A 26,358-nucleotide genomic window follows, 5' to 3' on the forward strand; every position below is an offset into this window, starting at 1 on the left:
CTTGTGCTTTGGCCGCATAAAACGCTCCGTATTTTGCAAGGTAATTGATAAATACAAGTATTATCCTGAATTTAGCGCGAGTATTTTATTTTGCAAGTCCTTATTTGTAAAAATGTTAAATTATTTTTCAGGGACGACTAATATAGTGGTGTTTAAAAATGCGCAAGTGGCTTTTTCAGTTTGCTGCATATTTTGCTTTTTTTATACGATTTCATGTTGTTTTACTACTGATTTACTTTTGTTTGGTGTAAATTCGTGTTGTTCAGTGTTGATTTTTTTTCGAACTTGCGCGAATCAATTTTAAAGTGCGCGAAATACTAAGTAAATTCTTGCGCACAAATTACAAATCGGAGCTTTTTAAAGATTTTTTACTTCAATTAGGCGCAATTCAGATTTTTTTGCAGTGTTTTTTGAACTGAAAAACGTGTCCACAATCAATAAAAAACCCCGCCTGTTATGACGGGGTTTTGAATAATTTTCTATCAAATTTTCTTCGTGTCTTCGTGGTGAAAATTTACTTTTGTTCCGGCAAATCGAACGGCGAAACGAACTCGCCGAATTTTTTGCCTGCTTCTTCGAGACGTTTTTTCTGCTCTGCCAAAACTTTGAAAACTTCAGCAGGTGATTCAGCGACGTTTGCCTTATGATACGCAACGACTCTGTCAATCTTCTCAAGATTTTCTTTAATGCGAATCGTAAACTGACTTACGTAATCTGCCTGCGTATAATCTTTCTTCAAAACGTCTTTGAATAATTTATGTAAATCTTCATAGCACGGAATCAAACCGGTTGGTGCGACTCTGCATCCTGCTTCGCCGTGCACGCGGAGTTCCATCCATTTCACCCAGACGTGTTTATCGCGAACGCCGTTGCAGAATTTGCCGTCTTTATCGCGGAGGAAATAGTTCACGCCGAACACCAATGGCGGGTTCCTGAATTTCTTGCCGAACTCGAGATTGTTCTTCACATATTTGCCCAGTGAGATCGCGACGAAATCCTGAATGCTCATCAGGTTAATTTCCGGCACGCCTTCTTTGCCGATGGTTGCGAAAGTAGTTTCAGTTTCGAGCGAAGCGCCGTAAGACACAATGCCGTGTTCCCAACTGAATCCCTGCTGGCACGGAACGTAAGATTTCGGGTCGCGTCCGCCGTACATCAGGCCGGCAAGTTCAACGCCTTTTGGATTATCCAATTCCGGGTCGCAGTTTTTCAACGCCGACAGCGTAACCGCATAGCGTGCGTTTTTGTGTGCACAAGGTATTTCAACGCCTTTTGCGTCTTTCCTGCCTTTTGTCCATTGGCCGGAAAAGTTTTCGCCGTCAGCCGGAACATCGATACCCATACCGAGCCAATACGGCCTGCCGTCTTTTACAAGCACGTTGGAGAAAATAACTTCGCCTTCTTTCGTCAGCACATCCCAAATCGCCGGGTCGTCTTTTGCCGTAACGTTTTGGATAATGCCGAAGATACCTGCTTCAGCGTTGACAGCCATACATTTGCCGTTGACTTCGCGGAAGTATGCGATGTCGTCGCCGACGATTGTTTCGCCCGGCAGCATCGCGGTCGAAGTTTTGCCGCAAGCGCTCGGAAACGCGCCGGCCAGATAAGTCTTTCTGCCGCCCTTGCCGAAAACGCCTGAAAGGAACATATGCTCTGCCAGCCAGCCTTCACGGTCAGCTTTGCGGATAGTCAATCGCAGTGCTAATTTCTTCAAACCTACGGTATTGCCCGCATATTGCGTATTCACAGCGTAAACGGTATCAGTTGTGTAATCTATATATATGCGTTTTTTGTCAACTTCAGAGCTGGTCATTCTCTTGTCCATTTTACCGCTCGAGTGCAGTGTCGCGAAAAATTCCGCTTTTTTGCCAAGGCGTTTGAACTCTTCATAGCCGCGGCGATACAGCAAATCCAAACTGTGCGAAACATAGAATGAATCGGTGCATTCGACGCAGGGAATGCTGAAAACGGAGTTATTCGGTCCCAACGTCATAAAGCGAACGACCATCGTTCTGCCCTGCATTGAGCCTGCCATCAGGCCTTTAACTTCCGTCAAACCGGCGTCCCTGTCCATCTGATTAAGGGCGGTGCTCAAAGTCTGACCGGCCGGAACCATATATTTAGTAACTTCGCGGTCGCGTCCCTGGTCTTGCTCGCCGTCAAAGTGGAGAGTGTGTCCCTTAATGTTCAAAGTCTTTTCTTCGCCGGTAGTTATGGCATGCTTACGCGTATAATCAACGTCGGCAGGAGAATCTGAAGAGACGAAAACCTTGGCCGGCTTTGTCAGTTCGATGGATTCGGCGACAAACTGGAATAATTTGTCGTTATTCAGTGCCGACAATTTCTCGAAATTTTCTTTGTCTAACTGTTGTTTGAGGTACTGTTGGGCGTCCGCTATAGTCATAGCAAATCCGTCCTTTCGTTAAAAAAAATGGGTTTTATAGACATATCCCCGCACAAACGAGGATTAAAAAGTATAAATCGGGCTTTAAATTCAGTCCGGTTGGTTTTTTAAGAATGCGCAAAAAAACCGATGGATAATAGAAATTTAAACACAAAATGTCAACCTTAATCGCAAAAAAGCGCAAGAAATTTTTTAAAAAAACGCAAAAAACACGCCTAAAAGCCGGCAAAACAGTGTAAAACATCGCCAAAAACACAAAAAAAGTAAAAAAAATAGGGAAATTAGCGTCTAAAACATAGTGAAAACGGTTCAAAACATCGCGGCAGCAACCTGGACGTAACTAAAAAACGGTAAAATAATCTGAATTTACGTGGAAAAAAGTAAAAACGACAAAAATCAGCATAAAAATCAAGACTTTTATCGGACAAAATGCAAAAAAAAGTAAAAATCAGTAGCAAAATCGTAATAATTATCGGAACAAGTTGTGGATATAAAAAAGCGTGTTATTAATGCTGGAAATGCGGTTTTTTTTCAAGTTTTTCCTTGATTTTTATTACGGGAAATGCTAACATAGTCTTACGTTCACGTACTGCAAAAGGTGTAACGCATAAACGAAACTTTATTTTTTGCCCACAGGGCGAAAGGGGGTGTCGGAAAAAGGAAACGAGAACATTCAGATTCGCCTTCCGAATCTGAAGCGAGATGAATAACTTTGCTTGTTCGATTTCTTTTTCAGGCAAAAGGGTGGTCGAGACGGAATTAAAAGGGCCGTCTTGAAAGGAAGGGAACTTAAAAGAAATCAAAACCGTGCCGAGCAGGCTCCTAAACCAAAGCCGAGACGGCGTAATGAATGTAAGAAAAAAAAGAAAGATTGTTTTATTTTGAGAGGTATGAAATGAAGAAGCTGATTTTAGTATTAGCGATTTTATTAGTAGCTTCACCAGTTTGGGCTGTGTTGGATGTCAACATCGTTAAGGTTGATAGTGACACAGTTGCGATTACTTACACAGGCGCAGATGTTAACCTGCCAAGAGCGTTCGCTCTGACTGTTACTATTAATGGCACTGGTACATTCACAGCCACGTCGCTTAACAATTTCAAAACTGGCGAAAGCACAGCATCAAGTCGTGGCTTTGGTATTTATCCGGCAAGTATTACAATTGACAGTGCAGGCGTTGTTAGCAATTACGGTACACCGTTAGCTGACCCATGTTCAGTTGGTACAACTGACCAGATTCTGCCAAGCCAGAGCATCGTGCTTGAATTCGGTTCACTGTACTATGGCGATGTAAATGCTCCTGCTGCAAGCGGAACACTTTGCACGTTAGATTTCACAAAAGGTACAGCTACACAGATTACTTTAGGCACAGAGGCAGTATATCGCGGCGGTATCGTTCTTGAAAACGGCGACCAGACTACTGACACTTTCACCTATGTTATTCCAGTCGATGAATGCTTGAGCAGTTCTGCTACTGAATATGCGAAATGGGTTGAGTACGGCAAGCCAGCTTGCTGGTGCTTTAGAAAGAATTGCCGTGGTGATGCTGATGGCCAGAAGACATTCCTTAAACCTGTTATGAGTTCAGATTTGACTATTTTTAAGGGTGCTTACAATAAATCAAAAGCAGATGTAAAAGCACTCGTAGTTAGTGGAATGCCGGGTATCTGTGCAGATTTTGATCGTGCTGATACTTTCCTCAAACCTGTTATGAGTTCGGATCTGACTATATTCAAGGCATATTATAATGATGCCGACAATACAGTCCCAGAATGCGATCAGGCTCCTGTGACGACCGGACCATATAATTTCTGGACAAATTAGTAGTTGGTTCAATTTTGAAAGTGAATGTGAAATGTTTAATAGTAATGTTAATCTTTAAGGAGGTTTTATAATGAAGAAGTTGTTAGCTTTAGTATTAGTTTTGGGAATGGTTGCTTCAGCAAATGCTACATTAATTGCAGAGCTGACAGGTGGCAATAGTGTTGGTTCAGGTACAATAACTCTGAATGCATCTCCTGTTGCAGGACAACCAGATCTTTACTATGTTGTTACTATACAGGGTTCAGCGATTCTAACATCAAGTCTTGGTGCCAATGCGCCAACAGACGCAGTATTTATTGGCAAAATGTCAGATATGGGTGTTGCTGGGGTGTATGGTGAAGGTGACATTTATGGTATGACTTCATATACAAGCACATACCCGGCTGGAGCTTGGATCACTGTACACTATACGGGTGCAGTTGCAGGTGATGTGATCACTGCTTATGAGTCAGATGGTGGAAGCTTTACTGTGCTGGATCAGATTGTTATTCCAGAACCAGCGACAATGGCATTACTTGCTCTGGGCGGATTACTGTTCAGAAAGAAATAAGCTATTGAAGGCTTAGATTTTAAAAGGGCTGGCTAAACCAGCCCTTTTTTTGTGTTCACCACGGACTCTCACCACAGAGACGCAGAGAAAATAGAGATGTCCGATAATATTGGTGGAATCAGGGTATAGGGTGTAGGGTAGAGGGTATAGAACGCGGGCAAAATCCGAAATCCTAATATCTAAATCCTAAACAAATTCAAATTACCAAAATTCAAATGAACAAAAAATAACGTAACTAATCCCTTGTAAAACAAGGTCTTATAATGTATAGTTTTTTTAATTAAATTAGCTCTGTGTCCTCTGTGCACTCTGTGGCTAAAAATAATTTTATTTTTCTCTTGCAATCCTTTCCCTCATCGGGTATAATTCCATAATCAAGTTGGCGGTAGGCTTAACATCTACAGTCGATTATCACATTTTGGGGTTCGAGAGAAGTTATTGCAGTTCGTTTACCACGAAGAAAATGAAGAATTAGTTTTGTTGTTTTTACTTCATAGCTCTGTGGTGAAGAACGAACGGTAATTGCTCTTTCGAAAATTCATCACTATTTTAGCCACAGAGAACACAGAGTTCACAGAGATTTTGTATAAAAATAACCTTCGTGATCTTCGTTTCTTCGTGGTGAAAAACGCCGCAAAGGCGCAAAGACACTAATTTTTTAACTTTAGTTTTACTATCCATTTCTCTGTGTCCTCTGTGCACTCTGTGGCTGAACATCGGCTTTAAAACGCGTATCGTTTAATTTAGTTAACCATAGTTAACCACGAAGGCACGAAGATGTATTTGTTATATATCTCTATGTGTCGCAGTGGCAGGAAAAAGTAAATTTTTTTAACACTCTATTTTTTAGGAGATCGAACAATGAAAAAAATGTTGGTTTTAGTTTTAGTTCTGGGTTTGGCATCGTTGTCAAATGCTGCATTGGTTGCAAATCTGACAGGTAACAATAATGTTGGTTCAGGTACAGTAACTCTAAATGCATCTCCTGCCGCAGGACAAGCAGACCTTTACTATGTTATTACTATACAGGGTTCAGCTATTCTGACATCAAGTCTTGGTGCTAGTGCTCCAACTGATGCAGTATTAGTTGGCAAAATGTCAGATATGGGCGTTGCTGGACTTTACGGTGAAGGCGATATTTACGGTATGACTTCATATACAAGCACTTACCCAACTGGAGCTTGGATTAATGTATCATACGCTGGCGCAGTTGCAGGTGATTTGATTACTGCTTATGAATCAGATGGTGGAACTTATACTGTCCTTGATCAGATTACAATCGTTCCAGAGCCAATTACAATGGCATTACTTGGTCTTGGCGGACTTTTCATTCGCAGACGTAAATAATCAAAGCTTACAAGTGATTAGCAAAAACCCTGACATTAATGTCAGGGTTTTTTTTATGGTTGCGATTTTACAAAAAAAAAGTAGAATACGAAAGTAGTTTAAGTAATATTTTTCATTTTTGAAGGAAAAATAATGAAAAAGGTATTTTTATTTTCTACAATTATTTGTTTCATAGCCATAATCACAGGTTGTCAGGATTTTGCTAAAAAAGTAAAGCCAACTGATTCTAAAATTACATCAGATAATAATTTTCCACAAATTATGATTGGGGTGTGGGAAGCTCAAAAAGGAAAAGTAAGATGGGGCATTAAATTTGAACGAGATGGCTCAATAAAAAAAATTAACCATTTTTTGGCGGGGAAAGTTGATTTAGATGAAGGTGGGAAAACACTTAGTGGTTCAGACCCAAATACTTATGCTGCATTTGTAATGGGGCCTTGTACATCAGAATATGATAAGGATGCAAAAAGCCTAAATGTGAAAATTGTCTTAGATTTTTATGAAATGAAATTGCCGAATGGGAATCTTAGAGGACGGATAGAAGATAGTATATCAGGTCATGTTTCAGAAGATGGTACAATATGGAAAGCCGAATGGAGAAGTTATGGTTGGTTGGAAGATGCAGTTCCGCCAGATATAAATGAAATCAACGCAAATCCGGAGAAACTTACTTTTTATAAAATTGATCCAACTAAATTAGATGATAAAAACAATAAAGCTCATCGAATAGAAGAAAGCAATGAGGTAAGGATTCATTTTGGTCCTTATTGAGGAGAGTCTGTTAGGGGACAAGACGTAAGTACACAAGGCGAAATTGTCTAAAGACGGCAAAATATGGAAAGCGGACTGGTTTAGCTATAATTATATCGAGGGGGGCAATTCCGCCGGATGTGAACGCAATAAACGCAAATCCGGAAAAACTTACTTTTTATAAAATCGACCCGACGAAGATAGCTCCGGAGGGCAATGAGCCAAATACCCCGGCGGTTCCTCATAGCCATTAATAGGGTATAGGGGGCAGTTAAGAGTGGATAGTGGATTTCAATTTAAAATTTAATGATTTAACGATTTAAAATTTACGGATTTAAGATAAGACTTCAGATTTCAGGCATCAGATTTCAGATTTCAGACTATAATCAGTCCCATGGGTATCCAAATTGAAGAATGTCGATTGAAGATTGAAGAATGAGACGGATTTAAGATTTAACGATTTACAGATTTAAAATTGACGAGGCAGCCCAAAAGTGTGCAAATTGATGATCAGATCATCAGAAATCGTGGTGTTGTTTTCTGTCCCCTATCCCCTAAACCCTTTTTCACTACTGAAAACGGCAAAAAAATTGATTTTGTCCGATAAAGACTAAAGTTATTATGCTGTAATGGCCGAAAAACCAGATATGGGACTATGTGAAAATAGTCGATAGCCATTAGTCAGTAGTCATTAGTTGCGGAATCCCGACAGGGTCGGGATGGCTGTTTTAGTATTTTAAATTTAAGATTTAAGATTGAAAATTGAAGATAGGCCACGCCAACGAACGCTGATTTGAGATTTTAGGACGTTTTTAGCGGCAGTCTTGAGTTTAAGATTGAAAATTTAATATTTTGAGTATATAAATTAGCTTAATAGCTGTTTTTAATATTAGTAGTGCGGTTTTGACACGGATTGCACGGACTGTGAGACACGGATTGACACTGTTAAACTTGTTTTAGACACGGATTAACACGGATTTACACTGTAAGTAAAACTAAAAATCTCTGTGTCCTCTGTGTTCTCTGTGGCTGAAAACTCTGTGGCTAATGTAAGAATAAAGGATTATTCAATGAGAACAATAGCTGTAATTAACCAAAAAGGCGGATGCGGAAAAACAACCGTTTCTATCAACCTCGCAAGCGCTATTGCGGCCGAAGGCAAGAAAACATTACTTGTCGATATGGACCCGCAGGGTCACTGCGCTGTCGGGCTGGCTGTTCCCGAAGAACAAATCGAGTTGAGCATTTACGATTGTCTGGTCGGCTCACGCAAAGGCGAGCCGATTAAGCTGTCTGAAATCCTCTGGGAAATCGGCGATAACTTCCAACTCGCTCCGGCAAGTATCGACCTGGCCGCGCTCGAGCAGCAGTTAAGCAGTACTACCGACCGTGAAAATTGTCTGCGCGATGTTCTCAATGCTGTCGCGAAGGATTTCGATTACGCTGTTCTCGATTGTCCGCCTGCGGTTGGGCTGCTGACGTTCAATGCTTTGCGAGCCGCAAGCGATGTGGTTGTTCCGGTCGAGACCGGTTACTTCTCACTGCACGGCTTGAGCAAACAGCTCGACACATTAAGCATTCTCTGCAAGCAATGCTCCCAGCACATTAACGTAATGGTGCTGGCGAGTATGTATGATATCAGAACGAAGATGGGACGTGAAATTTTGTCGGAGTTGCGAAAGAATTTCGCCGGCAGAATGTTCAAGACTGTTGTCAATTTCAATACGCGACTCAAAGAGGCGGCAAGTCTCGGCCAGCCGATTTGCGAATACGACCCGGCCAGCAGAGGGCATAAGGATTTCCAGTGCCTTGCGCAGGAATTAATCGCGATGGATACGCTTGTTCAGCAGAAAGAAAAATCAGTTGCGGCAGTACAGCAGCCGGTAGTTGTTCAGGCTATTAAAGAAATACCGGCGGAACGAAAAGAAATTATCAAGACGCTGGACAATAATCTTGAGCTTATCAGCTCATCGGCACAGGAGCTTTTGGCCAGTCTGAAAGACAATCAGCCCAATCTGAAAGAGAACGCCGCTTCGCCTGTTAAGAAAGCCGAGCAGCCGACTCCGACAGCGCAGATACCTGTAAAAGATATCGATGCCAAGCTGAATGATTTTTATGGCGTTCGCCAGTTCGATAAGTCGGTTAAGTTTGTTACGCTTTACCCCAGGGCGAAAGCAGTGCAGATTGCCGGCGATTTCAATAATTGGCAGCCGCAGCAGACGATACTGAAACCGTCGAAGGATGGCAAATGGGAATTAGCGATGGAGCTTGCACCGGGCAAATATCGTTATCGTATGGTAGTTGACGGCCAGTGGCAGCAGGACCCGTATAATGGAAATGTCGAAGCGAATCCGTACGGCGAATATAATTCGATTCTCGAAGTAAAATAAGAAGATTTAATATTTAAAATTTAATATTTAAAATAGATAATTGAAGACCTTAATGACTTATCATTAGGGTCTTTTTTGTTATAAAGCCGCCGTGCCGGCGGCTGCTAAACTAAATAATAGGGGATAAAAACAAACCGGCCTTTCACTTGACGCGAAAGGCCGGTGCGACTGCAGCCTGATTACAGTCTTTATTCTGATTTCTAAATCTTACGACTTAGTAATTGTCAATATCCGAAACAAGGTAGCTATCATCTTCTGCTGTAGGAATAGTAGTTGTACTAATACCTACTGTCTGCAAAGTGGTGAAATTGGTTTCAAAAGATGTCGCTGAAGTTTCCTGGCCTTTTACTGCGCCTTTACCACATTGTCTGACTTCTTCCTTGGAGCTGTCAACAGTGTTGGTGCCCCAGTATGTGTAAATATTATCCTGTTGGATACCAACGTTTGCCTGTTTTTCGAATTTGGAATGAAGGTCGGCATAAAGCACGTTCTGGCCGTCTTTCTGGTGATAAGTGTTATTACCGGCCGGTATAGATGCCTGATAAGGTTTGCTGCTGGAAGAGTCCCAAGTGTACATGTAACCGGTGGTGTTGCCGCTTATCCAGAATGGGTTTCTGTCGGCCATAACTGGTCTTGCCGGGTTTGATGTTGTTGTTATTGGATAAACGGTTGTCAGCGTACTGGACATCGGGAGTGGTAACTGATAAGAATAAGTGTTGTGGCCCTTGCCCATAGTAAAGCCGCTTTTTGCATCTTTCTTGGCGCCGAAATCCCATACATCAGTAAAGCTTGCATTTGCATAACCAGTAGCAAGAGTAAAATTACCAAGTTCGAATTTCTTATTGTCAGAACCTGGGCAAATAAACTGGTCTGGAGTTGTATCTGCGATTTTAACAAGCAGATATAAACAAGAACTAATTGTAGCTCTTTTTGGAGTCGCCGGTGTTCCGGAACCTTCTACAAATGTTGAAATTCTCCAGTCCCATGAATCAGTACCAGCTGAACCACCTGTTCCTCTGTCCCAGTAAGCGCCTGAAGAACCGCCGATTGGGAACGACTCATATTTGTCGTCGTTGCTGTAGGTCAGCATAGCTTTGCCGAGACCTGACAGGTTTGTAGCGCACATAATACGCTGGGCTAACTGTCTTACTTTGCCCAGTGCCGGCATCAGAATAGCAAGCAGCATCGCGATGATAGCGATAACAACCAGCAACTCAACCAGCGTAAAGCCTTTCTTTTTCATTTTTCGCCTTTCCATAAAAGTTGTCCTTTCAATTATCTTTGGCCGAGAGACCTACCTTAAGTGCTGTCTTCGGCTACATTCTCAAATACTATAAGAGCAATCTGTTCTGTTCGGTTTTAGGTCACTGTGTCAGCAAATCTCTGGCCGTTAAATTACTTAAACCGAAAGGCAGCACTTTTTAATACATTAATACATTTAAATCGTTTAATCTTGAAAAATATTAAACTTCACAGGGTGCTTATCATAGATACATCGAATAAAACATGCTACTACTTTAAAATGTACTCGTAAAAAGTGCCAAATGTGGGCTGTAAGATATGAATAAACTAAAAAATATAATGGCTTTTAAAATATAATATATAGCGCCCAAACAATTGGCTTTAATCCAATACAAGTACAAAATAACAAAATATTAAGAATGTGTCAATAGAAAAAAATAAAATATGTAAAAAAGATAGGGTGTAGGGGATGGGTATAGGGGGTAGGGTGGTATGGTGTATAAAGGACTATATTCGTCTTGTTGCCGGTTTTGCTGTTTTGGGGCTGGTTGAAATAATCATTATAGGACGTTAGGTTACAATCTTCAATCTACAATATACAATCTTCAATTTTAGATTGCCTTTTCCTCACTTCTTTATATCTTACCTTATTAGTGTCATAATTTTACGAAAGGCAATTAATGGCAATTACGCGATTCGCTCCATCTCCGACAGGCTATTTGCACATCGGCGGCGCCCGCACAGCCCTTTTCGACTTGATTTGGGCAAAGAATACCGGCGGAAAGTATGTTCTTAGAATAGAAGATACCGACCAGAGTAGGAATAGTCCCACAGCAGCAAAACAGGTCATGGACGACCTTAAATGGCTGGGAATTATTTGGGATGAAGGCCCTGATAAAGAAGGAGCTGCTGGGCCTTATTTTCAATCTCAACGACTTGATATTTATAGAAAATATATCCAGAAACTTCTGGATATGGGCAAGGCTTATTATTGTTTTGATACTGCTGAAGAACTGGAAGCGATGCGAAAAGAGGCTTCCGCCAAGAAACTAAATTTTATTTACCCACGTCCGAAAACATTTCCGAATCTGGCAGATGTAGAAAAGGCAAAATCGCAGGGCAGAAATGTTGTCGTTCGATTCTGTATGCCTGATGAGGAGGTGCTCGTTCAGGATATTGTCCGCGGCGAAGTCAAATTTGCCGGCAAAGACCTAAGCGATTTTATCATTCTCAAAAGCGATGGCTTCCCGACATATCATCTTGCCTGCGTAGTCGATGACGAACTGATGGGCATTACGCACGTCATCAGAGGCCAGGAACACTTGATGAACACACCCGGCCACGTCGCAATGCAGGCCGCGTTCGGTTTTAAAACGCCGATGTATGCGCACCTGTCGGTCATTATCAGCGAGGGCGGCGGTAAAATGTCCAAACGCGAACAGGCAAAAGTTTTGAAAGCCGCTATAAAAAAGGCACAAGGCCTTGAAAAAGAAAAACTCGCAGAGGTCGGCAAAATCAGCGTTGATGAACTGAACGAATTTCTTTCAGGCGACGCAACGCCGGATACGCCTTCGATTGACGCAATGGCGGCATATCTGAAGGTTGAACTGCCGGAGATTAATATAATAGATTTCTGGAAAAGCGGGTTTTTGCCGGAAACGCTCGTAAACTTCATCGCGCTTTTAGGCTACAGCGCTCCGCTTGATAAGGAAATTTTAACGCTTCAGGAAATTATTGATAGTTTCGACCCGACGCGGTTTAACAAGACCAATTGCCTTTTTGACCGCAAGAAACTGCTGGCGTTCAATACCGAACATATCAAAATGCTTTCGGAAGATGCGTTGTTGGGCAGGTATAAGGATTTTCTGAAGATTGTGAATTCGCCGGCGGCAAAAGCCGATGATGCACTGCTCAAAAAAGTCTTAAAGGCCAGCCATGGTGCAAGAACGCTTGCGGAAATAGATAATAAGAGCAGGTTTTTGTTTATTGAGGACGACAAAATAGAGTATAATCAGCAGGACGTTGACAAGGTTCTGCTCAAAAACGGCGAAGGTCTGGCGATGCTTGGTCTTTTGAAAGAAAAGCTCCTGGCTCTCGGCACTATCAGTGAAGAGGCGATAGAGAATCTGCTTCGTGGTATTGCCGAGGAAAAGCAAATTGGCTTGGGCAAGGTAGCCCAGCCTTTAAGGGTTGCGATTTGCGGCACAACTATTTCGCTTCCAATATTTGAATCTATTGATATGTTGGGAATAGATGTTACAATTCGCAGAATGGAACGTGCTATAAATAAGTTTTCAAAATAATTGCAAGGGAGGCAAAATGAGTTTGCTAGTAACAGGATCGATAGGAATTGATACGGTAACCACGCCGATTGGCAAAAGCGAAAGCTGCATCGGCGGTTCAGCGGTTTATTTCTCAATGGCGGCAAGTTTCTTTTCACCGGTGCGTTTCGTCGGCGTTGTCGGCGATGATTGCCCGTTTGAATTGTCGAAAGTCTTCGCCGGCAGAGAGGTTGACCTTTCAGGCCTTGAAGTCAGAAGCGGCAGCAAAACGTTCAGATGGAAAGGTTCGTATCAGGGCGATATGAGTCAGGCTCTTACCGATGGAATGCAGCTTAATGTTCTTTCCGAGCACCCGCCGATTGTGCCGGAGCATTTCCGCGACAGCGAATATGTATTCCTTGCAAACACACATCCGTCTCTTCAGATGCAGCTTCTCGACCAGTTAAGGAAACCGAAATTTGTAGTTGCCGATACGATGAACTGCTGGATTGACAGTCATACCGATGAGTTGAAGAATCTTTTGAAACGGATTGATGCACTTATCCTGAACGACGGCGAGGCAAGGAGATTGACAAAGCTGGAAAATCTGCCGACTGCTGCCGAAGAACTTATCAAAATGGGGCCGAAACTCGTTATCATAAAGAAGGGCGCCAACGGTTCAATTTCATTGGATAAGGACGGCAACTGGTTTATGCTCGGCGGTTTCCCCGCGGCTGAACTTAAAGACCCGACAGGAGCGGGCGATTCGTTCGCCGGTGCCTTTATGGGTTATCTCGCCTCGGAGGGCAGAATAGACTGGCAGTTTATCAAAAGAGCGATTGCTTACGGTACTGTAACTGCATCGATTGTAATCGAAGGTTTCTCGCTGTCGACAATATCATCCGCAAGCAAATCGACTATCGATAAGAGACTTGACGAGTTAAAAGCGATGACGGAATTCTAAAGGATTGAAAATTGAAAAATGAAGATTGAAAATTTAATAAGGAAGGTATTCCAAAAATCTTCTATCTTCTATCTTCAATCTTCAATTTTGAGTTATGCGGACTTTTATTGCGGCTGATATTAGTAGTGAACTTCGCGGAAGGATTGAAAAGCTTCAGAGCGAACTAAGACGTTGCGTCAGGAATCAGGCCAGTGGCATTAAATGGGTCAAACCGCAGCTTATTCATCTTACTCTTAAATTCCTCGGCGAAGTTGATGATGGCCAAACAGAAGAAATCTGTCAGGCTGTCGAATTGGTTTGTACTGGCGTGAAAAGTTTCGAGCTTGAGTTTACGAAGCTCGGCAGTTTCGGTCGGCCGCCAAAGGTTATTTGGCTGGGGATGGAAAAACAGGTCGCCGGACTGCAAAAACTGGCCGTCGATTTGGAAACCGCGTTCGAGGAGCTGGGCTTTGAGAAGGAAGGGCGGGATTTTAGTCCGCACCTGACTTTAGCGCGATTAAATGACGGCAGGGGTGATAAAACTCTGGTGCAAATTATAGAAAGTTTTGGTAAAATTGATGCCCCGAAGGTCAAAATTGACGGCGTATGCTTTTTTAAAAGTCAGTTGACATCTGATGGTCCAATATATACGCTGTTGAAGAAAATAAATTTTGTATAAGGATATAAACGTAACAGACAGGAAGGAAACTTATGGCTAAAGCAGCTAAACCAAAGAAAATGGAAGAAAAAGAAGAAAAAAAGGAAAAAGTTGAGAAGCTCGACAAACAGCAGGACAAGCTCGAAAAGCAGCAGGAGAAACAACAGGCTGAAAAGAACAGCTCTCTTGAACGAACGATAGCACAAATAGAAAAACAATACGGCAGCGGCTCGATTATGCAGATGGACGAGAGCAAATACGCAAAAATTGAAGGCGTTTCGACCGGCTGTTCATCACTCGACATTGCACTGGGCGGCTGCGGCATTCCTCGCGGCAGAATAGTTGAATTTTTCGGCCCGGAATCCAGCGGTAAAACCACTCTCGCATTGCACGTTATCGCACAGGCACAAAAAGTTGGCGGCGTCGCGGCATTTATCGATGCAGAACACGCGCTCGATACCACATGGGCAAAACGAATCGGCGTTGATGTCAGCGGTTTGCTCGTCAGCCAGCCGGACACAGGTGAACAGGCACTCGACATTGCTGAAATGCTCGTGAAGTCGAACGCTGTTGATGTGATTGTTATTGACTCGGTTGCCGCTCTTACGCCCGCCGTTGAATTGGCCGGCGAGATGGGACAATCGCACGTTGGTTTACAGGCAAGACTGATGAGTCAGGCGATGCGAAAGCTTACCGGCGTAATCAGCAAAACAAAAACGATTTTGATTTTCATCAATCAGATAAGAATGAAGATTGGTGTAATGTTCGGCAATCCTGAAACAACGAGCGGCGGAAACGCATTGAAATTTTACTGTTCTGTAAGAGTTGATATTCGCAGATTATCGACAATTAAAGACGCGACAAACGCAATCGGTAACAGAGTTCGTGCCAGAGTTGTAAAAAATAAAATCGCTCCGCCATTCCGCGAAGCTGAATTCGATATTATGTTCGACAGCGGCATAAGCTACGAAGGCGATTTGATTGATTTGGGAACTACCTGCGGCGTTATCACCAAGAGCGGCGCATGGCTGCTTTACGGCGAAACAAAACTCGGCCAGGGCAGAGAAAACGCTAAGAAACTTTTAGCTGAAGATAAAAAACTTGCCAAGGAAATCAGTGAAAAGATTTTGACGGCAATCGGAGTAAAGGCAGCGAAATAAAATGTTGACAGCGGCACAAATTCGTAAATCGTTTATCGACTTCTTTGTCGAAAAGAATCATACTTTTGTTCAAAGTTGGCCGGTAGTGCCGATTGGCGATGATACGCTGCTGTTTACCAATGCCGGGATGAATCAGTTTAAGGATGTGTTCCTCGGCACAGGCTCGCGCGATTACAAACGCGCAGCTAATAGTCAGAAGTGTATCCGTGCCGGCGGCAAACATAACGATTTGGAAGATGTCGGCACCGATACTTATCATCATACGTTTTTCGAAATGCTCGGCAACTGGTCGTTCGGCGATTATTTTAAAGCCGAGGCGATTGAATGGGCGTGGGAGCTTTTGACGCAGCGATGGGGAATCGACCCAAGCAGACTTCACGCCACTTATTTTCAGGGCGACGCATCCGACGGCCTTGACGCCGATGATGAGGCGCGGGATTTCTGGCGAAGATTTCTGCCTGACGAGCGGATTCACAAAGGAAATAAAAAAGATAACTTCTGGGAAATGGGCGAAACCGGTCCTTGCGGTCCGTGCAGTGAAATTCATTATGACGGCACGCCGGACAAATCTGGCGCAGCTTTTATTAATAAAGATAATCCAAATGTAATTGAAATTTGGAATCTTGTTTTCATGCAGTTCAATCGCGACAGTACCGGCAAACTGTTGCCGCTTCCCGCAAAGCACGTCGATACCGGAATGGGTTTCGAAAGAATCACGCGCATTTTGCAGGGCAAAAATTCGAACTACGATACGGATTTGTTCACGCCGATTCTCAACGCCATCGGTATTTTGTGCAATCAGCAGTACGGCGGCACAATGGAAAAGAAAGACATCGCGTTTCGCGTAATCGCAGACCACCTGCGAACGCTCGTCTTTGCGATAACCGACGGCTGTATGCCGAGCAATGACGGCAGAGGGTATGTCCTTCGCAGAATTTTGCGACGAGCCGCGCGTTTCGGCAGAACGCTCGATATGCACGAGCCGTTTATTTACAGACTCGTTGACGTTGTCATAAATTTAATGGGGCACGCATTCGAGGAAATCAAACAAAAAGGCGAACTTGTAAAAACAGTTATCCGGTCTGAAGAAGAAAGTTTCGGCAGAACACTTGACAGGGGGCTGGAAATTTTCGCAGACGCTGCGGAAAAAGGAAAAGCCGCGGGCGTTATCAGCGGAGCAGATGCGTTTCAGCTTTACGATACTTTCGGCTTTCCGCTGGATTTAACGCAGCTTATGGCTCGTGAGCAGAATTTGAAAGTTGACACCGCAGGCTTTGAAAGGCTGATGGAAGAGCAAAGAGAACGTGCAAGAGCCGCGCAGAAACCGAGTGGTTTCACACAGGTCGTAACCGACCAGCAATTACCTGCGACAGATGATAGTGCAAAATATAATCACGAAACTCTGCGAACAAAAGTTATTGGTTTCGTAAATCAGTCGGGCTTTAGTGCAGATGGCGAAATGAAAGTTGGTACTGAATTGGCTGTTGTTCTTGACAAGACTTGTTTTTATGCCGAGTCGGGCGGGCAGGTCGGCGACAAAGGAATCATAAAATCTTCCGCAGGTCAGTTTGAAGTCCAAGCAACTGAAAAAATCGCGGATTGCATAGTACACAAAGGTAAACTGGCAACAGGCACAATGAAAGTCGGCGATGAAGTTGACGCGATTGTTGACGCCTCTCGTCAGCAGAGCAGGAAAAATCATACGGCAACTCATATCCTGCAATGGGCTTTGCAGCAGGTGATGGGCAATACCGTCGCGCAGCAGGGCAGTATGGTTTGTCCGGACTATCTGCGTTTCGATTTCACAACTCCGCGGGCGCTCAAGCCGGAGGAAGTGAAAGAAGTTGAAAGACTTGCCAACGAAAAAATCAGGCAGGCTTTACCGGTAACATCGGTTGTTATGCCGATTGACGAAGCGAAAAAAATTGGCGCGATGGCGCTGTTCAATGAAAAGTACGGCGACACTGTTCGCGTTATCGGCGTCGGCGCACCGGATGCGCATAATCTTTCGCAGGCGTTCAGCAGAGAATTCTGCGGCGGGACGCACATTGACAACACCGGCAAAATCGTCGGCCTGAAAATTATCAAAGAAGAAAGCATTTCCACTGGTGTGCGAAGAATTACCGCCCTGACGGGCAGCGGCCTTTTGGATTATTACGCGGAAAGAAGTGAAATAGTCGAACAGCTCAATCAGTTGCTCAAAGTAAAAGCGCAGGAACTTCCCGCGCGAGTGAATAAACTAATTGACGAAAATAAAAAACTTGGCAAACAGTTAAAAGCCTCACCGGTCGCAAACGGCACGAATTTTCTCGATAAAGCACGACAGCTTTTGGACAACGCTGAAAAAATCGGAAGCGTTACGGTAGTTGTAAGCAAAATTGAGCAGACGCCGATTGACCAGGTGCGCACGGCTATCGATATGATTAAACAAAAAGCAGGAACTGCTGTCGTTGTTTTCGGTATGGCCGAGGGCGAGGACAAAGTTACACTAATTGCCGGCGTTACAGATGACATTGCGGCAAAGGGCTTGAGAGCAGGCGATATAGTGAAAGAAATTGCTCCGATAGTTTCCGGTGCAGGCGGCGGCAGACCTCAAATGGCGCAGGCCGGCGGGAAAGACCCGTCGAAAATCGACGATGCGATGGCAAGAGCGATGGAAATTATCAAAGCGCATTTAAGAAAATAGCAACAAAGTTTTTTCGCGCGGGTTTATGATTCACTTTACTTGTGCAAAGTGTGGTAAGTCCTTTACCGCGACAAACGACTACGCGGGCAAAGCCGGCAAATGCACCAGATGCAAATCTGAAATATTCATCCCCGCAAACAAAGATGCTCCCCCGCCCGAACTGCAAAAACCCAAAAATTTGCCCAACGACCCGCAGCTTGTCGAAAATAATTATAACGATGAGTTCAAAAAAGAAGCACCGCCTGAAGCGTTCAAAAGAAAATTCCCTTGGCTGCTCGATATATTTCTTTATCCTGCTAATATCACCGGCGTTGCAATGCTGCTGATTATGGCGGGCATTCCGCTGGTTACGCTATTGGTGTCTTCTGTTTTCGCGTTTATACCAGTTATCGGCTTATTTATAGGCTTTCTGGCCGGATTGATAGTTTCCGTGGTGAACATATATTCTTATGTTTATTTTTGCCAGTGCGTGCAGAATAGTGCGCAGGGGTATGTTCGGCTTTCAGTCGGCATGGGAGAGTTTATGGATTTCTGGGATGCGTTTTTAATGATGTTCAGAATCATCGTCAGCATAGTTTTGTTTGCCGCGCCGGCTTTTGCTCATTTATATTTGAGCAGCGAAGCGGATGACATCCCGGATTTCATATTTAATTTTCCGGAGTATAACAAACCTGACGAGTTTTTCTATTATCTGCTGGCAATCGGGGCGGCACTATTTCCTATGGCGATGCTGTCGGTTGTTATGCATGAATCGTTTGCGGGACTGAATCCGTTTTTGATATTATCGTCGTTGTTAAAGACGCACGTTTTTTATATTGGTTTTATAGTGCTTTTCTGGGCGGGTGTTTTCTCATTTTGGTATATTCGTTCATACTGTTTTAAATCATTTAAGGTGAATTCATATTCTCTTTTGTTTGCGATAGGCGCATACCGTTTCATTAAGATTTATCTTATGATGGTTCTTATGCACCTGATGGGAAGATTTTATTATAAAAATTCCGAGCGTCTGAACTGGATTTAACTATTTTTCCAAACGAATCGCGACGCTTTTTGCGTGTGCATCCAGACCTTCAGCTTCGGCAATTCGGATTATATCTTTCGCACTCTTTGCCAGCGTTTTTTTGCTGTATTCGATTATGCTTGTCGATTTGATAAAATCGTTACTGCTTAGCGGACTGAAAAATCTTGCGCTTGCACCGGTCGGAAGCGTATGGCTCGGCCCCGCGAAATAATCGCCCGTTGCTACCGGACTGTATTCGCCGATGAACATAGCGCCGGCATTTTTAATTTTGCCCGCGATTTTCCTGCTGTTTTTGCCGCATTGGATTTGTAAATGTTCGGATGCAAAACTGTCGGCCTGTTTGATTGCTTCATCCATATTTTTAAAACACGCGATAAGACTGAAATTCAAAAGACACTTCAGCGTCTCCTGTGCGCGTGATAATTTTCCGCATTGTGATTGAAGATTTTTAAGCACGTCCGTTGCGAGTTTTTGCGAATCAGTGAAAAGCACCGCGCTTCCGGGGGCGTGTTCAGCCTGACTCAACATATCTGCCGCGATGTATGCCGGGTTCGCGTTTTTATCCGCGATTATTAAAACTTCGCTCGGCCCTGCAACAGAATCGATATCAACCTGACCGAAAACTTCTTTTTTTGCAGTCTGCACCCAACTATTACCCGGTCCGACAATTTTATAAACTCGTTTAATTGTTTGCGTTCCGTAAGCAAGAGCCGCAACAGCCTGCACTCCGCCGATGCGATATACTTCATTTATTCCCAATTCCCAGCAAGTCGCCAGAATCACCGGATGAATACTGCCTTTGAATCTTGGCGGCGAAACAACCGCGATTTCTTTTACGCCTGCGACTTGAGCCGGAACAGCCGTCATAATCACGGTCGATGGCAGCGGGGCAGAAGCGCCCGGCACGCAAATGCCGATTCGTTCTATGGCAGAGTATTTTACACCGGTGTTGGCGAATTTTTTATCTTTGCCGATGAAAATTTGTTTCTGATACTGCCGAACATTCTTAATGCTTTTCTTTATCGAAGCCAGCAGTTTTTTATCGATATTTTTATAAGCATTATCCAATTCGCTTTGGGATATTTTAAAATTCGCAGGCGTTAATTTTGCGTTGTCGAATTTTTTTGTGTATTCGGCGACAGCTTTATCCTGTTTTTGCTGAACGTCTTTGATAATTTTTCTGACCTTTTCGCAGTCTTGTTCTTTGAGCAACGGAATATTTATAATTTTAGTGCGAAAACTTCCCAGTTTTTCGTAAAATTTTTGTTCAGTATCTTGCGATATAAATATTTTTTTAAAATTGTGTTTATTCGTGTTCATTCGTGGTTACCGTGCGAAATTGCCGTGGGAATAAAGTCTTGCCGCCCGCTGGAGCAATAAATAATTTTTACCTTTATATTTTGTAACGATTGCGAAAATTTTGAAACGCAGCGGAAACGCCGATGCCTTTTGCTGTTTTTCCATTTGTTCAAGCTCTTTGCATTGTAAAAGCGGAAGCTGCAATAAATCAACATTTCTGCCCATCGCATCGAATCCGAAATAACAGCCTTCCGGCGATACTTTCAGAAAACCTGTTCTGTCTGTGAGTATTCCGTCAGCTTCAATGGCCATCGGCTTTTGAAGTTCCGTAAGATTTATAACTCTTGTCGGCTTGAGCAGCGCGAGCGCATCATCTGGTATGATTTTGCTTTCGTTGACATCCGGCTCATTGACCGGAGTATTTGTGTCGCGGACTTTTGTTACTTTCAGAAAATATGAAAGATAAACGTAGTTTTTGTCTTTGTATGTTGTGAGTTTTCCCCAGACACGAAACGAATTATTCTGCTCCGATATAACGCTGACCAATTTTTCGAGCATACTCGACGGCAGAATCTCCGCCGGCGATGTTATAAATCCTTTGCCGTCCGTCGTCGGCTCGTAAACGGAGAAATACCATTTGCCGTTTTGTGTTGTGATTTTTCCGTCAATGCCGTTGAGCATAAACCCGTCGCTGGCAGGAACAGGTTTATGAAATGGACTTTCCTCCGCAAGACAGCAGCAGCTTAACAAAATAGAAAGCAGAACAACAGTGTTAATCTGTGTTAATCCGTGTCTAAAAACAACAGTGTTAATCTGTGTCTTTTTCATTTCCAAATTCCCTGTAATATTTCGACTGCTTTTTCGGCGTCCTCGGCCTGTACGATATAGTTTTTGCAGCCGGGGTCGTCTTTGGCCATCAGTTCCACTAATGGCGTCCAGAAATCGCCTAACAGTATAATCGGTTTGGCCGGTTTTACAAAGCCTTTGTTTGCCGATTCCCAGATTTCCGCAAGCTCTAAAAGTGTGCCTGTCCCGCCGGGCAAAACAGCGTAAGCATCGCCTATTTCGACTAATTTGCCGACTCTTTGCGTAAGGTTTTCTGTGATAATGTTGTCTGTGATGAATTCGTTTGGCCCTTTTTTGCCGAAAGCCGTGCAGGTAACGCCGATGGTTTTTCCGCAGGCAAGTTTCGCGCCTTTGGCGCTTGCGGTCATTATGCCCTTGTACCCGCCGTTAGCGATTACAAATCCCGCCTCCGCGCAGAGCTTGCCGAATTGGTAAGCAAGATTAAAAACCTCATCGCCTTCTTTGGCTTTGCTTGTCCCGAATATTGTTACGACTTTTTCTCTCATTTGTTTTGCCACAGAGTTTTATTTTTTATTAGCCACAGAGAACACAGAGCCCACAGAGAAAAAACTATTTTACATAAATGTTCTTCGTTTAAAAATCTTAACATCATTATTTGATAAATCAAACCATTCGCCGCGTGTTCTTTTATCTCCAAATCTCTTATGCCAATAGGCTTCTATTCCGAGGGGGTCATCTGTTTTGATTTTATGGACTATTTTTAATTCTTCCGGCAGCTTAATTCCTATTTCATAATTTCGTTTCTCGACATAATCGCTTTTTCCGATTTTGTAATATCCCCCTGATTTCATTAAGTATACGTAACCGAATTTTACATCATCTTTTTCAGAATCAGAGTCGTTTTCCTTTTCTGAAGAAACACAAATACCTTTGCAAATTTCAATAACGTCTTGGTATTCACTTTTGTCTTTGCAATAGGCGAGAAGCTTCTGAACCATTTCAGTTTTCTTCCCTAAACGACGAAATGTATTATGAGCAGGAAAACCTTTTGTGTTATATGCTTTTAACCGGATATCACCCGAGGTAGGAAATTTATTTATTTCTCTAATTAAGGAAATTACACATCCTATTAGGAAATCTTCATCATATGCGGATTGAAGTTTATTTGGCTTAAATCCGGCTTCTAGAACAGCGTCACCAAATTTAGTCCAATACTTTCCATACCAATCTGACCATTTAATTCCTGTCGCGTTGGTAAATCTGTCTTTTCCTAATGGAGTGCCATTGTTTTCATTGGCCGTCCTAATAATTTCATTAATAATATGTTTTTTATCCATTTTTAATGCCCATCAAAAAAATCTCTGTGTTCTCTGTGAGCTCTGTGGCTAAAACAGTATTATTATTTTTCTCTGTGGCCATTTTTTTATTTTGTATTTTTCGTAAAATTTAATAATCCGCCGGCTAAAAGTATTTCTCTGTCTCTTGCCGAAAGTGTCAGTTTGCACTTGAACTCGAAGCTTGTGGTTTTATCTTTAACCATAATAAAATCTGCTGACTTGATTGCGTCATTCAGATTTTTAATTTCAAATTCATCGTCCGCGTTGATTTTGTCGTAGTCAGCCGGGTTTTCAAACTCTGCCGGTAAAAGTGCGAAGTTAATTAAATTCGCTTTATGAATTCGCTCAATGCTCTTTGCGATAATCATTTTAACGCCCAGATACATCGGACAAAGCGCTGCGTGTTCACGCGATGAACCCTGGCCGTAACTTTCCGACGCTACAACGATTCCAGCTATCCCATTTTTCTTTAAATCCAATCCACGCTGCGCAAAAGTCGGCTTGCCTTGCTCGTTGAAGCAGTTGAAAACATATTTCGAATATTCCGGCACGTTCGAGCGATATTTCAAAAACGCTCCCGCCGGCATAATATGGTCTGTCGTAATTTTGTCGCCGCATTTGAGAATGACTTTGCCTTTCAAATCGTTCGGCAATTTCGACGCCGCTTCCGGCACGACGATAGTTGAGCCGCGAATGACCTGTACATTTTTAGCTTCGGCAGGTGCAAGCGGTTTTTGAATCATATTATCATCAACCGTAAACTCGAACGGCATTTCGATGTTTGGATATTCAATTCCGCACTTGTCCGGCTCGACAACCTCGCCCTTCAACGCGGTCAAAACAGCAATTTCCGGACTGGTCAAAAATACGTTATCGTTTTTCGTTCCCGTTCTGCCGGCAAAATTTCTGTTGAATGTCCGCACAGATACAATGCCGTCGGCAGGCGAAAATCCCTGCCCGATACACGGCCCGCAGCCGGATTCGAGAATTCGTGCGCCCGAAGAAATAATATCGCCCAACGCGCCATTTGCAGCCAGCATATTCATAACCTGCTTACTGCCCGGCGCAATTGCGAATTCAACTGATGGATGAACAGTCTTGCCCTTGAGAGCTTTCGCAACCATCATCAAATCCGTGAAGCTGGAATTCGTGCAGCTTCCGATTATCACCTGATTAACCTTTGTACCCGCAAGCGATTTGATAGTTTTGATATTATCCGGCGAAGGCGAACAGGCAGCCATCGCTTCGAGTTGTGATAAATCTATTTCAATTATGCGGTCGTATTCGCATCCATCATCGGCAGCAAGAGGCAAATAATCTTTTTCTCTTTTTTGTGCTGTGAGGAATTTTTCCGTTTGTTCATCGGATGGAAAAACGCTCGTTGTTACGCCAAGCTCTGCGCCCATATTCGTAACGGTCGCTCTTTGCGGAACTGTCAGCGTGGCAACGCCGGTGCCGAAATATTCAACAACGCAGCCGACGTTTCCTTTTGTGGTCAGGATGCTCAATAATTTTAAGATAATGTCTTTGCTGGCGACCCAGGGGCTAAGTTTGCCGACGAGTTTAACGCCGATAACTTTCGGACAGGTAAGATAAAACGCTCCGCCGCCCATCGCGACCGCGACATCGAGACCGCCTGCGCCGATAGCGAGCATACCGATACCGCCGCCGGTTGGTGTATGTGAATCGCTGCCGAGAAGTGTGCCGCCGGGTTTGCCGAATCGTTCGAGATTAACCTGATGACAAATTCCGTTTCCTGGCCGTGAAAAATAAACACCTTTTTTGGCTGCGACGCTTTGCAGATAAAGATGGTCGTTGTGATTTTCCGGCCCGAACTGCGACATATTGTGATCGATATAGCTGACTGCGGTGTCTGCTTTTACACGTTCAACGCCCATCGATTCGAACAGCAAAAATGCAGTCGTGCCGGTAGCGTCTTGCGTTAGTGTTTGATCTATTTTTATGCCGATGGGTTTGGATTTTTCCAGAACACCATCCATCAGATGCTTTTCAAGGATCTTGAAAGTCAGCGTCTTAGCCAATTTGATGCTCCCTATATATGTATAGCTGATTTGTTGAAAATCAGCGCAATTTATTGTTTGCCGATAGTGCTTGGGTCTTTACCCTCTTCTATCGCGGAGATTTTGTTGACTCTTCGTTGATGTCTGCCGCCGGAGAATTCGGTGGACAGCCATACTTCAACCATTTTCCGCAAGATTTGTGAGCCGAGTAAATCGCCGCTTAAGCAAAGAACGTTTGCGTCGTTGTGCTGTCTGCTGATTCTCGCGTTGAGTTCGTCATAGCAAAGCGCCGCCCGAATGCCGTGCACCTTATTGGCGGCAATACACATTCCGATACCGGTGCCGCAGACAAGAATAGCTCTGTCGGCCTGTTTGTCGGCGACTGCTTTGGCGGCTAAATATGCCATATCCGGATAATCAACTGGGCTGTCGCTGTTCGTACCAACATCTATACAAGTATGGCCGAGTTCGGTTACGATAGCCTTAATCTGTTCCTTTGCTTCAATTCCTCTATGATCGTTGGCAACTGCTACTTTCATTGAGAATTACACTCATCCTTTCGTTAACTGCTTTTTCTATCATTTCACCGCAAGCTGCATACGCTTCGTCATCGCCGCCAATAGGGTCGTCAACTTCCTGACCATCAATCAGCATCATACATTTCTGTTCGGCCTGCGGACAGATTCGGATTATAGCATCTTTGTGTCCGTTTGACATGGCAAAAATGTGGTCGGCAAGACGAATTTTTGCGCCGGTCAGCCGTTGACTCCTGTGCGTGTGGAGATTTATACCTCTCGATTCACAAAACATTATAGAGCCTTCACTTGCGCTAATGCCGTTGACAGCTAAAATGCCCGCCGATTCGATGTTATAACCGTATTCTTCCAATTGGTTAATATTACAGCCGAGTTTTTCGGCCATTTTTTTCTTCGCCAAAGCCTCTGCCATCGGGCTTCTGCAGGTGTTTCCGCTGCATACAAAAACGATATTTATGGCATACATTTTCTGTATTCTCCTTTCGGAATACGCCCCGACTCGTAAAATTTTCAAACCGGTGGAGGATATTTTTGCGACAGTACTACTTTTTTCGTATTTACACTTGCCTGTATTAATCACTATATCGACCAAATCGCCGATTTGTGTGAAAGCTTCTTTGCCGTCAGTTGCCGGCGGGTTACCGGCAGTGTTTGCGCTTGGCGCGACAACCGGATATTTGCACAGGTTCAGCAATTTATTGCCGACTGGTTCGTCCGGACAGCGGATGCCAATACTATTATCCTTATATAATAGTTCGACGACTTCGCTGCCGTGCTTTTCGCGCAGTTTTTTAATTTCATCATCATTGACTTCGAAAACAACTGTCAGCGGACCGGGCCAAGTGTGTTTGAGCAGTTTTTTGACCTGCGCGGTCAGAGTCGGCACAAAATCCACAAGTTTGCTCTTGTCTCCGATGTGCAGGGTGTATCTTTTTTCAAGGTTTCTTTGTTTTACTTCGTCGAGTCTGGCTAAACTTTTTTTCTCCGCCCGGCAGGCAATCCCGTACACGGTTTCAGTCGGAAAAACAACAAGCCCGCCTGCGTCGATGCACTCGGCGCACTTTTTGAGTTTTTCCAAATCCGTTTTCGGGTCTTTTATCTCTATGTATTCCACCATAGCCAGT

Annotated in this window: 20 protein-coding genes; 11 read left to right on the plus strand and 9 right to left on the minus strand. The window is 43.5% G+C overall.

Annotated elements, in window-relative coordinates; all coding sequences use genetic code 11:
- Positions 1–514: 514 nt before the first annotated feature.
- Complete coding sequence (locus LLF92_01045; GenBank protein MCE5339698.1) at positions 515–2,404, minus strand: phosphoenolpyruvate carboxykinase (GTP); 1,890 nt, start codon at positions 2,402–2,404, stop codon at positions 515–517.
- Positions 2,405–3,299: 895 nt separating this feature from the next.
- Between LLF92_01045 and LLF92_01050 the strand changes: the two genes are divergently transcribed.
- The 5 genes from LLF92_01050 to LLF92_01070 all read left to right on the plus strand — a co-directional run bounded on the left by LLF92_01050 (position 3,300) and on the right by LLF92_01070 (position 9,263).
- The gene (locus tag LLF92_01050; protein MCE5339699.1) at positions 3,300–4,226 is read left to right on the plus strand and encodes a hypothetical protein; all 927 of its coding nucleotides are present in this window, start codon (positions 3,300–3,302) and stop codon (positions 4,224–4,226) included.
- 70 nt (positions 4,227–4,296) lie between these two features.
- Entirely contained in the window at positions 4,297–4,776 is a 480-nt protein-coding gene (locus LLF92_01055) for a PEP-CTERM sorting domain-containing protein (GenBank protein ID MCE5339700.1), read from the plus strand.
- Between the two features lie 861 nt (positions 4,777–5,637).
- A complete protein-coding gene (locus LLF92_01060) occupies positions 5,638–6,123 on the plus strand; it encodes a PEP-CTERM sorting domain-containing protein (protein ID MCE5339701.1) in 486 nt (161 codons plus the stop codon).
- Between the two features lie 132 nt (positions 6,124–6,255).
- A complete protein-coding gene (locus LLF92_01065; protein ID MCE5339702.1) occupies positions 6,256–6,894 on the plus strand; it encodes a hypothetical protein in 639 nt (212 codons plus the stop codon).
- A gap of 1,049 nt (positions 6,895–7,943) precedes the next feature.
- A complete protein-coding gene (locus tag LLF92_01070; GenBank protein MCE5339703.1) occupies positions 7,944–9,263 on the plus strand; it encodes an AAA family ATPase in 1,320 nt (439 codons plus the stop codon).
- A 214-nt stretch (positions 9,264–9,477) separates the two neighbouring features.
- On the opposite strand, the gene LLF92_01075 is transcribed toward LLF92_01070, so the two are convergent.
- Entirely contained in the window at positions 9,478–10,521 is a 1,044-nt protein-coding gene (locus LLF92_01075; GenBank protein ID MCE5339704.1) for a type II secretion system GspH family protein, read from the minus strand.
- A 664-nt stretch (positions 10,522–11,185) separates the two neighbouring features.
- On the opposite strand from LLF92_01075, the gene gltX reads away from it, so the two are divergent.
- The 6 genes from gltX to LLF92_01105 all read left to right on the plus strand — a co-directional run bounded on the left by gltX (position 11,186) and on the right by LLF92_01105 (position 19,234).
- A complete protein-coding gene (gene gltX, locus LLF92_01080; protein MCE5339705.1) occupies positions 11,186–12,808 on the plus strand; it encodes a glutamate--tRNA ligase in 1,623 nt (540 codons plus the stop codon).
- Between the two features lie 16 nt (positions 12,809–12,824).
- Positions 12,825–13,730 (plus strand): PfkB family carbohydrate kinase, encoded by a 906-nt coding sequence (locus LLF92_01085; protein MCE5339706.1) that lies wholly within the window; start codon positions 12,825–12,827, stop codon positions 13,728–13,730.
- A gap of 94 nt (positions 13,731–13,824) precedes the next feature.
- Complete coding sequence (thpR, locus tag LLF92_01090; protein ID MCE5339707.1) at positions 13,825–14,388, plus strand: RNA 2',3'-cyclic phosphodiesterase; 564 nt, start codon at positions 13,825–13,827, stop codon at positions 14,386–14,388.
- A gap of 32 nt (positions 14,389–14,420) precedes the next feature.
- A complete protein-coding gene (recA, locus tag LLF92_01095) occupies positions 14,421–15,527 on the plus strand; it encodes a recombinase RecA (GenBank protein ID MCE5339708.1) in 1,107 nt (368 codons plus the stop codon).
- Position 15,528: 1 nt separating this feature from the next.
- A complete protein-coding gene (gene alaS / locus LLF92_01100; protein ID MCE5339709.1) occupies positions 15,529–18,213 on the plus strand; it encodes an alanine--tRNA ligase in 2,685 nt (894 codons plus the stop codon).
- A gap of 25 nt (positions 18,214–18,238) precedes the next feature.
- Positions 18,239–19,234 carry a hypothetical protein gene (locus LLF92_01105; protein ID MCE5339710.1) on the plus strand — a complete coding sequence of 332 codons (996 nt, stop codon included), beginning with the start codon at positions 18,239–18,241 and terminating at the stop codon, positions 19,232–19,234.
- On the opposite strand, the gene hisD is transcribed toward LLF92_01105, so the two are convergent.
- The 7 genes from hisD to LLF92_01140 form a co-directional block, all read right to left on the minus strand.
- Positions 19,235–20,554 carry a histidinol dehydrogenase gene (hisD, locus tag LLF92_01110; protein ID MCE5339711.1) on the minus strand — a complete coding sequence of 440 codons (1,320 nt, stop codon included), beginning with the start codon at positions 20,552–20,554 and terminating at the stop codon, positions 19,235–19,237.
- A 6-nt stretch (positions 20,555–20,560) separates the two neighbouring features.
- Positions 20,561–21,361, minus strand: coding sequence for a hypothetical protein (locus tag LLF92_01115; protein ID MCE5339712.1), 801 nt, complete (start codon positions 21,359–21,361; stop codon positions 20,561–20,563).
- A complete protein-coding gene (locus LLF92_01120) occupies positions 21,358–21,885 on the minus strand; it encodes an LOG family protein (protein MCE5339713.1) in 528 nt (175 codons plus the stop codon). The genes LLF92_01115 and LLF92_01120 overlap by 4 nt, the downstream gene beginning before the upstream one ends.
- Positions 21,886–21,954: 69 nt before the next feature.
- On the minus strand, positions 21,955–22,677 hold the full coding sequence (locus tag LLF92_01125; protein MCE5339714.1) for a GIY-YIG nuclease family protein: 723 nt from the start codon (positions 22,675–22,677) through the stop codon (positions 21,955–21,957).
- Positions 22,678–22,763: 86 nt separating this feature from the next.
- On the minus strand, positions 22,764–24,719 hold the full coding sequence (locus LLF92_01130; GenBank protein MCE5339715.1) for an aconitate hydratase: 1,956 nt from the start codon (positions 24,717–24,719) through the stop codon (positions 22,764–22,766).
- A gap of 50 nt (positions 24,720–24,769) precedes the next feature.
- Positions 24,770–25,237, minus strand: a complete 468-nt coding sequence (rpiB, locus tag LLF92_01135) for a ribose 5-phosphate isomerase B (protein MCE5339716.1) — start codon at positions 25,235–25,237, stop codon at positions 24,770–24,772.
- Positions 25,209–26,351, minus strand: a complete 1,143-nt coding sequence (locus tag LLF92_01140; protein ID MCE5339717.1) for a threonylcarbamoyl-AMP synthase — start codon at positions 26,349–26,351, stop codon at positions 25,209–25,211. Before LLF92_01140 ends, rpiB begins: the two co-directional genes overlap by 29 nt.
- Positions 26,352–26,358 lie beyond the last annotated feature (7 nt).

It is taken from the genome of Planctomycetaceae bacterium (genome assembly GCA_021371795.1).
GTDB lineage: Bacteria > Planctomycetota > Phycisphaerae > Sedimentisphaerales > UBA12454 > UBA12454.